This is a genomic window from Thermomonospora curvata DSM 43183 (assembly GCF_000024385.1).
In the GTDB taxonomy this organism is placed as follows: Bacteria; Actinomycetota; Actinomycetes; order Streptosporangiales; family Streptosporangiaceae; genus Thermomonospora; species Thermomonospora curvata.
This window is the reverse complement of record NC_013510.1, coordinates 5,177,584-5,189,611: the sequence shown is the minus strand read 5'-3', so window position 1 is coordinate 5,189,611 and position 12,028 is coordinate 5,177,584. Positions and strand designations below refer to the sequence as shown.

Sequence of the window (12,028 nt, the reverse complement as noted above, 5' to 3'; positions counted from 1 at the left end):
CCGAAGCCTCTCGGGCGGCCGAGGAGAGCCTCTGATCAGGACCGGCTCCTATTCGGAAGCGGAAGGCCGGCGGCTCGTTCGGTTTCGAGGTCATCGTGCCGGGCCGCAGCGGCGATCATGGCAGCGAACCTTGCAACACGTGGCCCAAGGCACCGGGGACGGGGGCCTCGGGGGCTCCGGTGCCGCGACGCTGCAGGCCACGGCTTCGCCTCCGACTGCCAGACCTCGTCTCGACCTGCGGAGACGGCGTGTTCAAAAAGGTTCAGTGGTCACGGCTGCGGAGTCGCGGCACGAAGAATTTCGTAATACTGCCTTGCCGAATTGAGTCATGTGACACAAACCGCTGGTGTCAACCCGGCCCCCGGCGCGGGATTCTCTGCCGGAAACGGGTGCATGGGCGAAGTGAGCGGCGTGCTTGGGCGACCGGGAGAACATGTCCGTCACCGTTTGATGTCGAGGCTTCCGCCGCGAATGCGAACCAGCAGCCCTCTCCACTGGGAAGGGGTGAGGGCGAGTACCGGGCCGTGGGGATCATGGGAGTCCCTGACCAGCATGGACGCTCCGAGCCGGGCGACTTCGACACACTCTGCTGATTCGCTGGCGCTGCTCTTGCGCCACTGGAGGTTGGTGCTCGCGTCTGGCTGGTCCACCATCCAACGACCTCCCCTTCGCCGTAGACCTCGACACTTCTACGGCGAATCAGACAAGGTCGTTCAACCGTAAAGGTGACGAGGCGTACTGAACCACGACCTTGTGGCCGATTCCCCCCAATGAGTGTAAACGGTCATCGACTGCCCGCCTATACGGGAGCACAAGATCGGAGTCAGGAGTGGAAGGTCGTTGTCAATGTGACCGTGGCGGCTCCGGGGATCGGCTCTGGACGGGGAGTGATCAGGACATCTCTTCGGCCACGGTGCTGATGAACTCCAGTGAGTCCTCGGCGGGCAGCGCCTCCTCCAGCAGTCCCTCGAAGTTGATGGCGTACTCGGTGACCAGGGGGTCATCACCGGACAATGTCTCGGTCGAGCCCTGCCCCCATTCGATGAAGAGCATGTCGTCCAATCCCTCTTCGAACTCCAGCAGGGTGAACGGGCCGAACAGCCCGGCGTGAGCCCCTGCGGAGAAGGGGATGACGCGGACGGTGATCAGGCCGTCGCTCTCCTCCACCGTTCGGAGGATGTGACGGAGCTGGTTCGGCATGATCGCCGGGTCCTTCTTGATCCCGACGTGTCTGCGGATGACCGCCTCGTCCAGCACGAAGTACCGCCGTGGCGGCTTGGCGCGCCTGGCCATCTCGACCTGCCGCTGCAGCCGGAGGTCGACGATGGGCGCCACCCTTCTGGGCTCCACCATCATGGAGGTGAGCACCTCGGCGTACTCGGCCGTCTGCAGCAGCCCGGGGACCGCCGCCCCCTGGAACTGGCGGATGTAGGAGGCACCGGCCTCGTACCCGACGAAGTTGAGGTAGGCGCTTGAGAACTGGCCTCGGTACTTGCTCCACCAGCCGGGCTCGCGAGCACCCCGATTGAGGGTGTGCAGACGTTCGCGGTGGCTTTCGGAGGTGACTCCGTACTCGTTCAGCAGAGCGTCCAGGTCAGTCTTGGTGATCGAGCTGCGCCCGCCCTCGATTCTGATCAGTTTCGAGGGTGACCACTCAAGATCCTTGGCTACTTGCTCTTGAGTCAGGCCCTTCTCCTTGCGCAGCTTGATCAGTTCGCTACGGAGAAGCGCGCTCTTGACGACCGGTCCCTGGTCCGAGGCCATGGCTCTACCTTACCCTCCGTAGTCGAACCGCTCAATATGGCACATCGCGCAGTGCGATGTGGCATTGCGGCGGCAGCCAGTGTAGTCGATGGCATCCGGGAAGGTGCTCTCAACTCGAGTAGAGGTCGGGTGATTGTCGAAGATCGAGAAGGTGTGCTTGCCCAGGGTGAGTGACACATGCCTCTCCGTGTCTGGTTGTGTTTTGGTTGGTTCTGGAAGGCGACGATCCAATCTGACAGGTTGCAGATTGATTGGGATGGTATTGGCGCATACCATGTCATCAGGTTACGCTAAGGACCTTCAATACGTTCAGTAAAGGTCCGCGCTGCGAGGTCGCGTGTGATGCCCGATCGTCGGCCGGCCCGCTGAGGGGGGCAAGAGGCCAAAGATCCGAGGCGGCGGGGGACCGAGCGGTGCGACACCGAAAAGACGTCGACGAGGAGGGAGCGAGAAGAGACCAGACGACGAACGAGAAGCCGACGACACCAAGGACCGCCCCCAACCTCTCCGATCTCGTGGCTGGCTACCGGTAGATCGGAAAAAGGGGACGGCCCTTGCGGGGCCACTAGTACATGCTCTCCTGGGCCGCCCCGCACCGCCGACTGCTGCAAGCGGTGCCGGCCGGTGCGCCACTGCTGCTCGGGTGACCAGGAAATCGCGTCCAGCGGCGACCTCAAGTTTAGCTGCGATCAAGCGGCAGACCAAGAGGGCGTCCGCTGGGTGGGCGATGCCCGATGCCCGTGATCTCGCCTGCGATTCGGCGGTGATCGGAGGGCGTCGCGTTCACCGAACGTCTTTACGAAGCGGAGCTGCTCTCAATGGGCGCTAAATCGGTAGTTCGAGGCGATGACGACCGCACCTCTCGGTGGAGCCGGCACCTGCGCCGCCGAGACGCCACCCCTCAGGCACCCCACGCGCACCGGGTCCCGGTCGATCATCATCGTGATCTGACCGGGCTTCAGCGGGGACCCGCCTCTGGGCATGTCGGGTGCTCCCTCATCATGCTGCCCGGCAAGCTCGTGGCCGCCCTGTTCGTCCTGGTGGTCATTGAAATCGTGCTGAAGTGCTCCGCGCTGATGGGTGCGGTGCCGGGGGTGATGGCGGGGATGGGGACCGCCGTCCTCTGCGTCCTGCTGGTCGGGATGCTGTGGAAGCGAATCCGCGCGCTCGTCCGGCCGGTGCCCCACTACCCGATGGCCGTTGCCGACGGGGCCGCGATGGCCGGTGAACCCGCCGAACCCGTCCGGTCCCCCCATCCGTACCCGAACACCGGCGAAACCGCCGAGACCGGGAGCGGGCGCCGGGGAGCGGTGCCCTTCTGGGAGGCGCTGTGCGAGCACGAGCGGCAGGCGCTGCTGGAAGTGGGGCGGTATCGGACGTTCGCCGCCGGTTCGGTGCTGTTCTGTGAAGGGGAGCGGGCCGACCATGTCGTCGTCATCCTCGAAGGCCGGGTGGAGATCCGGGTGCATGAGAACGGCCGGGACCGGGTCATCGCCGAGCGAGGGGCCGGGCAGCTGATCGCCGAACGAGGGGCGTTGCAGGTCAGCGTGCGATCGACGAGCGTGGTGGCTACGCAGAAGGTGCATGCCTTGGTCCTCACCACCGACGAGTTCGCCGACTTCATGGGGGCCCGCTCGAACGTTTTGAGGGTCCCCGAGGAACAGGTTCACGACCGGCTCACCGAGTCCGGCGGCGCCCGCGGGCTTTCCCCGCGGCCGGCATCACCTGTCGCCGCGTCCCGTCGGCCTGAGCGCGAAGGGCCGCTCTTCCGAGGGGTGGAGCGGATCCGTTTCAACGGTGAGAACTGCACCATCATCTTCACCGACATCGCGAAGTTCAGCGCGCACATCCGCAACGATGAGGACCGCATCGTGGTGCGTGGCGAGCTGCGGAAGATGCTGCGGAAGGCCTTCGGCGACCCGCGGCTGGGCGGTCTGGACCGATGCTGGTGGGAGGACCGCGGGGACGGCTTCCTGATCATCGTGCCGCCGGATGTGCCCACCAAGGCGGTGATGGAGGTACTGCCGCACCGGCTGGCGGAGGCCATCCCGCAGTACAACCGGCGCGCAGCCGATCCGGTGCAGATCCAGTTGCGGCTCGCCGTCCACATGGGACCGGTGACGTCCGACCAGAGCGGGGTTTCCGGAACGGCCGTCAACGAAGCGGCTCGCATCGTAGAGGTCGACGTCCTCAAAGACCGCATGGCCGAGGACGCGGCCGGGCTGGGGGTCATCGTCTCCCGGCCTGTCTTCGACTACGTCGTCCGGCACAGCGACGCGATCCAGCGGCTCGGACGGTTCGAAAAAGCCGAAGGGCGGGTCAAAGAGTCGGCGATCGACGCCTGGATGTGCCTGACCGGGCACCAGCCGCCGCCCCCGGAGCCCTCCGCCCGAGTGGGCGGAGGGCTCCGAGCGGGCCTCCCGGTGAGAGGGGTGGGACCGGGGGAGCCCGTCCGGAGCGGTCTGGTCAGCCCGTGGCGCAGGGGGCGCCGTTCGGGGCGAAAGCGATGGGGAGGGAGCCGGCACCGGAGTGGGCACCGTTGAGACCGATGGCGGTGGACGCGCCGGAGGCCAAGGCGGCGTTCCAGAGGGCGTCGGTGAACGTCCAGGTGTCGCCGGAGACGGTCAGCTCGGCGCTCCACCCGCCGGCCGGGCACACCGTCCCGGAAGGCCGGGTCAGGGCGTCCCGCCGGCCGGTCACAGCGCGGGTGCGCTCGATGGCCGCCTCGCCCTGGAAGCCGCCGGGCCAGGCATTGGCCGGCCGGTAGGTCGCCGTGCACGGGGTGGTGGTGAAGGCGACGGTGCCGGACGGCTCAGAGGTATTGCCTGCTGCGTTCCGGGCGATGACAAGGTGTACTCGGTCCCGGGCTTCAGGTCGGTGAGGGTGAGGGAATTGGTGGAGGCGGTGCCGGCCTTCTCGTTGGAGTCCCCGGTCCTGCGGTAGACGTCGTGTCCGCCCACTCCGCGGTCGTCGGTAGAGGCCGTCCACGACATTGTCGCGCCGGTGGCGGTGATGCCGAAGCCGATCGCCGGCAGCCGGGTCGGGGCCTCGTGATCGACCCCGTCGGCGGCGTTGTGGATCCAGGCGGAGTCGTCGCTCCGGTTCAGGAAACCCTCATCGCCCACCGCCACCATGTGGTTGGAATCGATGCTCTTGGTGTGCCGGGACATCTCGTCGGCCCACTCCATCAGCGTGCGGGTGGTGCAGTTTCCCGAGGACGGGAGATTGGCGTTGATACGCCACGGCCCATTGGCCGGTTCCCAGGCGAAGATGGCCGGGTCGTCCTTGTGGCGGACGCCGGTGATGCCGTTGGCTCGGTTGACCAGGTGGGAGATCCAGTCCTTGTGCCACTTCCTGATGCGCGGATCGGTGTAGAACTCGTCGTGGTACCGGCCGCAGGCCCAGGTGACGTACTGGTCCAGCCACCGAACTCTTTCCAGTTGTCGGCAGGCGGCGATCAGCCGGATGCCGGCCTCGTGTTCGCCTTGGCCGGGACACGGTCCGGCCGCTGCAGGCCGTCCGGGCCGTCGTTGTAGGCGGGGCGCCCTTGGCCGGGCCCCGGTACTGGAAGTGGACGCCGGCCTTGTGACCCTCGCCGTCGACGTGCCCGGCCGAGCCGTCCAGTGAGCCCATGCCGAGCGGGGGCCCTGGCCCGCAGCACGCTGAGGTTCATGGCGCGGGCGTCGGCGAAGATCATGTAGTGGTTGTTGGTCCCACCGTACCGGGACGGCTTGCCGTTCAGGCGGAACTCGCCGCCTTGCGCGGTCACGAAGCCTTCGAAGGCGGACGAGTAGGGCTCGGCGGAGACGGGAGCGGGGACGGTCGTGGCCATGCCGGCGGCCGGTGCGGCGGTCAGCCCACGGCGCGTGCGGCGCCCCTGCAGCCCGGCCGGGTGAGACTTTGGCGCGGTGGGGGGCGGCGCTGCAGGCTTCGGGCGCGGGGGAAGGGCATCCTCCTTTGGGACCGAAAGGTTTTCGGTGCCCGTTCCGCCTGCTCACCGATGCGGCCGGGGTCGATGGCTGTGGTGGGAGCCGGCTGCCGGGCTAAGCGGGAAGTCTCGTGCGGGACCGGGAGGCCAAAGGCCCGACGCGTGTCGGCCGGCTGCCGCTGCTGCGCGCTGGACTTGCTGGAAGGCCGCTTGGGCGTGAGCGGTGGGGCGGTGACGTTGCGCTGCTCCGGGGCGGGGGATGTCAGTGAGCTCCGCCACGGCGGAGGGTGAACTCCCAGGTCGGTGCGAGGGGCGGGGAGCGGGACGGCTGATCATGGGTAGCCGGGGTTCGTCCCCACTCCGGCCTGCGTGATGCTGGGCCTTCCCCTGTTGTGGCTTTGATGAGACGGACGCTTTCCACCGAGCTCGAGGGCGGAGGGAGGCAGAGTCATGAGCATTCCGGCGTTCGACTATGACGGCTACTGGCGGGACGGTGACGGCGTGCGCGACAGCTCCCTTTGGCGGGAGCGGGGGCTGCACTGGCACTGCCACCTGTGGCGGGGGAACGCCTCCGAGTGCGAGGACGAGTCCGCGCGGCGCGATCCGTCCACCGACCTGCCGCCCAAGGAACTGGGCGACTGGCTGCGCAAACCCGCCCGGACCATCCGTCTTGTGGGACGCACCCCCGAGGAGGTGATGGAGTGGCTGCGCGGCGAGTGGACGGCGGTGCGGGACCAGCTCGGGCAGGAGTCCGCCGCGATCGATGAGGAGGCGCGGTTCGGGCGGGCGCTGTATGACCTGCGGCTCGGCCAGGCGGTGTGCTGGAGCGGCTGGCTGAGCGGCGCCACCTTCTGGCACGCCGCTGCGGTGCCCACGGAGTCCAACTGCCACTGAGCCGTTGCGGCGCGCCGTCTCCGCAGGGCGAGCCGGCATGGCGTCGAAGCCGTCGCCTTCGGCGCCTGGGGTCACGTGCCGGCAACTCTTTCCGCCGGCCGGTCGCGGGGCGTCGCCTTCGCCGTTCTCGGCGGCGTTCTGGCGCAAGTGGTCTCGACCGGCCGGACGCCCATGGCGACAATAGGCCGAATGTGATTCGGTTAGTGGGGCGCCGGAGGCACGTGGAGGGAGGTTGCCGGTGGCACCAGTGATGATCCGGGACTACCCGCACCGGCTCGGCGGGCACTGCGGGTCGGGCGCGCTGCGGGACCTGATCGAATGGGCCGGGCTCGGCTGGGGAGGGCCGCCCGGCGAGGCCCTGGTCTTCGGGCTCGGCGGCGGGCTGTCCTTCCACCTGATGCATCTTCCGGGGATGACCCCCTCCTTCTACCTCGGCGGCCGCAGCGCGGACCTGGAACTGGACCTGTGCCGCCGGCTGGGCATCGCCGTCGAGAAGCGCCAGACCGGCGACCCGGCCGAGGCCTGGTCCTGGGTCACCGCCGAACTGGACGCCGGACGGCCGGTCATGGTGTGGGCCGACATCATCCACCTGCCCTACCTGCGGGTACGGCTCAGCAACAGCCGCCACGACCTGGTCGTCGTCGGCTACGACGAGCAGGCGGGCATCGCCTACGTCGCCGACAACGACCGGGAGGACATCCAGCAGGTCCCCCTGGACGCCCTGGCCAAGGCCCGCGACTCCCGCGGCTTCCCCGGCCCCAACCGGCACGCCACCTTCCCCATGCGCTTCCCCGAGAAGCTGCCCGACCTGCTGCCGGTGGCGCGGGAGGCGGCCGCGTGCTCGGCGGCCAACCTGCGGGACGGCCGGGACGGGCTGCACGGCCTGCTGCCCGGCCGGGTCGGGTACACCGGCGGGCTGGAGGGCATCGAGCGGTTCGCCGCCGAGATCGCCCGATGGCCCGACGAACTCGACCCGGACGCCCTGAGCGGCGCCTACCGCGCATTGCGTGTCTTCATCGAGAAGGCCGGGACCGGGGGCGGGCTGTTCCGCCGGTTGCAGGCCGGGTTCTGCCACGAGGTCGCCGAACGCACCGGTGAGACGTCCTTCCAGGTGGCGGCCGAGGCCTACGACGCCTGCGCCGAGACCTGGAGCCGCCTGGCCGCCGCGGCCACCGCCCCCGAGCCCGACCGCGAGGAGATCGCGAAGATCGCCTCCGACCTGCCCGTGCTGGAGGAACGCGCGGCCCGCGCCCTGGCGGTGGCGGGCCAGGGCTGACCGGTGTGGAGTTCTCCCGCTCCCTGAAGCGGCCGGTCAAGGAGCCGCGGGGCCCGGTGGCCGCTCGACCGCGGCCCCAACCGGTGCCGCCTCGGCGGACGGATCCGGGTGTTACTGGCCTGCCGCGTGTCCTTTGCCGGCATGGCCTGAGTGATTTCCCATGTCCTGCGCGGTTGGCCCTCTGACGTCCCGGTCATGTGCGGGGCCTTTGGTGACACGCTCACAGGAAAGCGGCAAGGGCCGGGCAGGGTGTCCCTGCCCGGCCCTTTGAAACACCGGCGTCAGTGACCCTTTTCCAACACGTGGCCTTGGGCACGGGAACCGGGCGGTATCCGAGGTCATGACGTTGCAGGTCACGGCATCGTCCCTGGCTCCGAGGCCCCCGTCCCCACCTGCGGGAACGTCGTGTTGAAAAGGTTCAGTCCAGTGGTGGGTAGGCGTTGCGCATCAGCTCCTGGAACTGGGCGGAGAACCAGTGGCCGGGGAGGGCACCGGACATGTTGCGGCCGTTGAGGGCGTTGCCGGTGTAGGCCGGGTCGCACATGCGGTCGAAGCGCTTGCCCTCGTCGTTGGGGATCTCCTTGCCGGCGCCGTCGGATTCGCCCGGCGGCTTGATCCACACGTAGGCGTCGATGCCCGGCTCGGGGGTGGCCTGCGGGCGCTCGCCCAGTTCCGTCCCGGCCTGGTTGCACCAGTTGCCGGCGTGGAAGCGGCGGTCGACGCGCCCGCCGTCTCGGCTAGCGGTCCGCGCAGCCGGGACGGAGAGCTGCGCGCCTTGGGAATCGGGTCGGCTCTCATAACGAATTCCTCCTCGGGGTGTGGGTATTCACAACGCTCTTCGCAGGAGCGCTTCCAAGCGAGAGAAGCAGCCCGATCCCAACCTGTACAGACGCTTTCTGTGGATTTTCATACCGAATCGTCGGCAACCTTTCGGCGGGGCCCGGGCGACTAGGGGGCAAAGGGCCGGGACCGCTTACCGTGGGAGCAGCGGCCCCGGCGGGCAATTCCGGGGACTCCGCCTGGCCAAACCGGGCGGGGTCCTGGTGTGCCGTGGGCGTCGGCCGACAAGGCCTCGCCTGCGGAATGCCGCATGCACCCGGCCGGTAAATCCCATCGAACGGGCCGGGAATGGTCTCGTGAACGAGATTCTCGCTCACTCCTGCGCGGGTAATTCACGCGCGTTTCGCCGACCCCGCGGATGCGCGGAATTCACCCGGGCGAACCGGTGCCCCGTGCCGGTATCGGAAGGACCACCCATGACTTCTCACCTCGTGCCCGCCGCCCCCGGGCGGCGCGCGGACAAGGGCTCAGCCCGCGGCGGACCCCCGCTCGGACGGGCGGCGCAGCACCTGGTCGGCGGTGGGCCGCTGGACGGAGGGCGCGGCCCCGAAGCCCGACGGCTCCACGGTGCTGCTGCGCCTGCCGGCCTCGCCCTTGAGCTGCGGCAGGATGCACACCGGCTTGCCGGTGTCGTCGGTCCACAGGTCATGGGCGGCGGTGGCCGGCAGCCGCCCGATGAACGGCTTGAACGTCGGGTCGGGCACCTCGCGCAGCGCCACCCGGCGCTCCATCGTGCCGCGCACATGCCGGCGGCCGCCCCCCGAACCCGCCGGTGTGGGCTCGCAGGAGGTCCGCAGGAGCATCGCGATGCGGCGGACATTGGGGAAATCGCCGAAGGTCCGGCTGCCCGTGCTGCACAGCCACCGCCGCCCGGTCCGCGTGCGCGGCTCGTCCGGGAGCGAGACGTACTCGAGGCCGCCGACGGACAGCACGGTGGCGCGGCCGCCCTTGAGCGTCCCCTCCATCCGGCCCGAGCCCTGGCGCACGTCCCGCACCCCGCTCATGTCCATGCGGTGGGGCTTGCGTCCCTCGCCGCCGGGGGCCTTCAGCCGCAGCGACGAGCTGCCCTCCAGGAAGCCGGTGCCGGGTGGCCGGCAGGGTCGGCGCGTTGTGCGGAAAACGCGGCGGAGCCGTCTGCGAGGCGGACTCGGCGCACCCCGCCGCCGGCAGGGCCGCCGCGATCAGCGCATGCGGCGCTCGGCGGCGTGCTCGGGACGGGTCCATCGAGTTCTCCGGGCGTTCGGGTACGGCGATCCGGCGGCGCGCGGCCTCGGCCGAAACGTCACCGGCACCGCCGGGCCGAAGGTAGAGGCGACACTGGCACATGGGAAGCGCCGTTTCACGGTTTTCATGGCGCCCCATGCCGCCGGACCCTGCCGCAAGAGAGCGTTCTGCCAGCTCATAAAGCCTGAAGACCACCAATGGCGAGCACAGTGGACTCCCGGGGAAATCGTGGTTGACACTGTGGTCGCACTTTCTTGACAGAAGATAAGAAAACCTTCAATCTTGGGAGCGCTCCCGCATCCCACCCCGCCAACCTTCCGGCTGCCGGTCACAGCCGGAAACCCCCGAAGGGAGTGCAGGCGTGGCGATATCCGAACCGCCTGTCCGATCAGAAGCCCGGCCACAAACCCGCGCGGAATCGAAAACGCGCACGGCCCGCCGGCCGCCCACCCTCGCCCACGTCGCCGCGCTGGCCGGCGTCTCCCCGGCCACCGCCTCCCGGGTGCTCAGCGGCTCGGCCCACGTCAGCCCGGACGCCCGGATGCTGGTCGAGGACGCCGTGCAGCGCCTGGGCTACGTGCGGCGGCGCAGCGCCCCCCGCCTGGTCGGGCCGGGCGAGTCCATCGCGGTCGTGCTCTGCGAGGACAGCTCCCGGGTCTTCGCCGACCCGTTCTTCGCCCGGCTGCTGCAGGGCGTCAAACGGGAGCTGGAGGGCGGCCCCCAGCACGTGGTGCTCATGGTCGGCGGGAACGAGGAGTGGCGCACCGCCGCCGAGTACCTGCGCGCCGGGCACACCGCCGGGGTGCTGCTGGTCGGCCCGCACCGCGACCACCCGCTCGTCCGGCTGCACACCGCCTCCCGCGGCCCGGTGGTGGTGGCCGGACGCCCGCTGTCGCCGATCCGGCTGCCGTATGTGGACGCCGACAACCGGGGCGGCGCCCGGGCCGCGCTGGAGCACCTGGTGGCCACCGGCCGCCGCAAGATCGGCGTCATCGCCGGCCCGCCCGACGTGGGACCGGGCATCGACCGGCTGGCCGGCTACCGCGCCGCCGCTACCGACGCGGGCATCGAGATCGAGGGCCTGATCGTCCGGGGCGACTTCAGCCGGACCTCCGGCGAGCACGCCATGAACCGGCTGCTGGCCCGGCGCCCGGACCTGGAGGCGGTGGCGGCCGCCTCCGACCTGATGGCCCTCGGCGCCATGCGGGCGCTGCACCGGGCCGGCCGCCGCATCCCCGACGATGTGGCCGTGGTCGGCTTCGACGACCTGCCGATCGCCCGCCGCATCCGGCCCGCCCTGACCACCGTCCGCCAGCCGGTCGAGGACCTGGGCGCCCGCGCCGTGCGCGAGCTGCTCGGCCTCATCGGCGGGCGCAGCGCCCCCGAACGCGGCGTCATCCTCAAGTCCAAGCTGATCGTCCGCGACTCCGCATGACCGCCGAACCTCATCCGACGCCCGGCCGAGCAGGCCGCGGCCGGTGCCCGGCGCCGTGCCGCCGCAGGGTGCGGCCTCCCCTCGACGGTGACGTCCCCGCATGCGACCTGCAGGAACGGCGTGTCGATCAAGGGTCACCGCACCCGGCCCGCGCCTGGAGCGGCCAGGCACACGGCAGCGGGCCGAGGAGCCCGTCTGAGCCGCGGCTCGGCTGGCCTGGATGGGATCACCCCGCAGCTCCGGCCGGTACCTGGCCACCGTTGTCTGGTTCGGCTCTGCCGGCGTGTTCGATCGCATCCTGCCCAGTGAACCGGCCGGGGAGTCCGTTTGGGCTGCGGCTCGGCTGGTCTGGATGGGATCACCCCGCAGCTCCGGCCGGTACCTGGCCACCGTTGTCTGGTTCGGCTCTGCCGGCGTGTTCGATCGCATTCCGCCCGGTGAACCGGCCGGGGAGGAAAGGGGCTGGTGAGAAGACGGCCAAGAGGGCGCCCGCTCACGGCGGTGGGCGCGGCGCTGGTCATGCTCCGCGGCGGCCCGGTGGCCGTCGGCGGGTCGGCGCACGCCGCCGTGGCCTGCACGGTGGTCTACGGCGAGAACGACTGGGGCTCGGGGTTCACTGCGTCCGCTGCGCTGGAGCGGGCAGCCGGACGGCGACCGGTCCGGTGAC

General features: G+C 69.9%; 11 protein-coding genes and 1 pseudogene. 5 read left to right on the top strand and 7 right to left on the bottom strand.

All coding sequences use genetic code 11. From position 1 onward, the window contains the following. Positions 1–440 precede the first annotated feature (440 nt). Complete coding sequence (locus TCUR_RS25870) at positions 441–653, bottom strand: DUF397 domain-containing protein (protein ID WP_012854882.1); 213 nt, start codon at positions 651–653, stop codon at positions 441–443. Between the two features lie 238 nt (positions 654–891). Next, positions 892–1,764 (bottom strand): helix-turn-helix domain-containing protein, encoded by an 873-nt coding sequence (locus TCUR_RS22500; RefSeq protein WP_012854881.1) that lies wholly within the window; start codon positions 1,762–1,764, stop codon positions 892–894. Between the two features lie 818 nt (positions 1,765–2,582). Between TCUR_RS22500 and TCUR_RS22495 the strand changes: the two genes are divergently transcribed. Continuing rightward, positions 2,583–4,307, top strand: coding sequence for a cyclic nucleotide-binding domain-containing protein (locus TCUR_RS22495; RefSeq protein WP_086014621.1), 1,725 nt, complete (start codon positions 2,583–2,585; stop codon positions 4,305–4,307). Here TCUR_RS22495 and TCUR_RS28635 read toward each other — a convergent pair. Genes TCUR_RS28635 through TCUR_RS26685 form a run of 3 tightly spaced genes read right to left on the bottom strand, consistent with a single transcriptional unit; the run spans position 4,231 to position 5,596 of the window. Continuing rightward, positions 4,231–4,482 carry a cellulose binding domain-containing protein gene (locus TCUR_RS28635; protein WP_425358361.1) on the bottom strand — a complete coding sequence of 84 codons (252 nt, stop codon included), beginning with the start codon at positions 4,480–4,482 and terminating at the stop codon, positions 4,231–4,233. The two genes, TCUR_RS22495 and TCUR_RS28635, sit on opposite strands and share 77 nt — an antisense overlap. Beyond that, on the bottom strand, positions 4,461–5,186 hold the full coding sequence (locus tag TCUR_RS28165; RefSeq protein WP_483754782.1) for a fibronectin type III domain-containing protein: 726 nt from the start codon (positions 5,184–5,186) through the stop codon (positions 4,461–4,463). The genes TCUR_RS28635 and TCUR_RS28165 overlap by 22 nt, the downstream gene beginning before the upstream one ends. A 35-nt stretch (positions 5,187–5,221) precedes the next feature. Further along, the gene (locus TCUR_RS26685) at positions 5,222–5,596 is read right to left on the bottom strand and encodes a hypothetical protein (protein ID WP_148233091.1); all 375 of its coding nucleotides are present in this window, start codon (positions 5,594–5,596) and stop codon (positions 5,222–5,224) included. A gap of 546 nt (positions 5,597–6,142) precedes the next feature. Between TCUR_RS26685 and TCUR_RS22480 the strand changes: the two genes are divergently transcribed. Then, positions 6,143–6,586, top strand: a complete 444-nt coding sequence (locus tag TCUR_RS22480; protein WP_012854877.1) for a hypothetical protein — start codon at positions 6,143–6,145, stop codon at positions 6,584–6,586. Between the two features lie 238 nt (positions 6,587–6,824). Next, positions 6,825–7,862, top strand: a complete 1,038-nt coding sequence (locus TCUR_RS22475; protein ID WP_012854876.1) for a BtrH N-terminal domain-containing protein — start codon at positions 6,825–6,827, stop codon at positions 7,860–7,862. Between the two features lie 418 nt (positions 7,863–8,280). Here the strand turns inward: TCUR_RS22475 and TCUR_RS25860 are convergent. Further along, positions 8,281–8,688: pseudogene (locus TCUR_RS25860) on the bottom strand (glycoside hydrolase family 6 protein); the annotation flags it as partial. Positions 8,689–9,169: 481 nt separating this feature from the next. Then, positions 9,170–9,706, bottom strand: coding sequence for a hypothetical protein (locus tag TCUR_RS22465; protein ID WP_148233090.1), 537 nt, complete (start codon positions 9,704–9,706; stop codon positions 9,170–9,172). A 581-nt stretch (positions 9,707–10,287) separates the two neighbouring features. Here TCUR_RS22465 and TCUR_RS22460 point away from each other — a divergent pair. Then, complete coding sequence (locus TCUR_RS22460) at positions 10,288–11,361, top strand: LacI family DNA-binding transcriptional regulator (protein WP_012854874.1); 1,074 nt, start codon at positions 10,288–10,290, stop codon at positions 11,359–11,361. A gap of 501 nt (positions 11,362–11,862) precedes the next feature. Continuing rightward, positions 11,863–12,027, top strand: coding sequence for a hypothetical protein (locus TCUR_RS27230; RefSeq protein ID WP_169313050.1), 165 nt, complete (start codon positions 11,863–11,865; stop codon positions 12,025–12,027). Position 12,028 lies beyond the last annotated feature (1 nt).

Bases quoted from the DNA above. Each gene is read 5' to 3' on its own strand.
- TCUR_RS25870 (WP_012854882.1), bottom strand. From the start codon at position 653: ATGGTGGACCAGCCAGACGCGAGCACCAACCTCCAGTGGCGCAAGAGC.
- TCUR_RS22495 (WP_086014621.1), top strand. From the start codon at position 2,583: ATGGGCGCTAAATCGGTAGTTCGAGGCGATGACGACCGCACCTCTCGG.
- TCUR_RS26685 (WP_148233091.1), bottom strand. From the start codon at position 5,596: ATGGCCACGACCGTCCCCGCTCCCGTCTCCGCCGAGCCCTACTCGTCC.
- TCUR_RS22500 (WP_012854881.1), bottom strand. From the start codon at position 1,764: ATGGCCTCGGACCAGGGACCGGTCGTCAAGAGCGCGCTTCTCCGTAGC.
- TCUR_RS22465 (WP_148233090.1), bottom strand. From the start codon at position 9,706: ATGAGCGGGGTGCGGGACGTGCGCCAGGGCTCGGGCCGGATGGAGGGG.
- TCUR_RS22480 (WP_012854877.1), top strand. From the start codon at position 6,143: ATGAGCATTCCGGCGTTCGACTATGACGGCTACTGGCGGGACGGTGAC.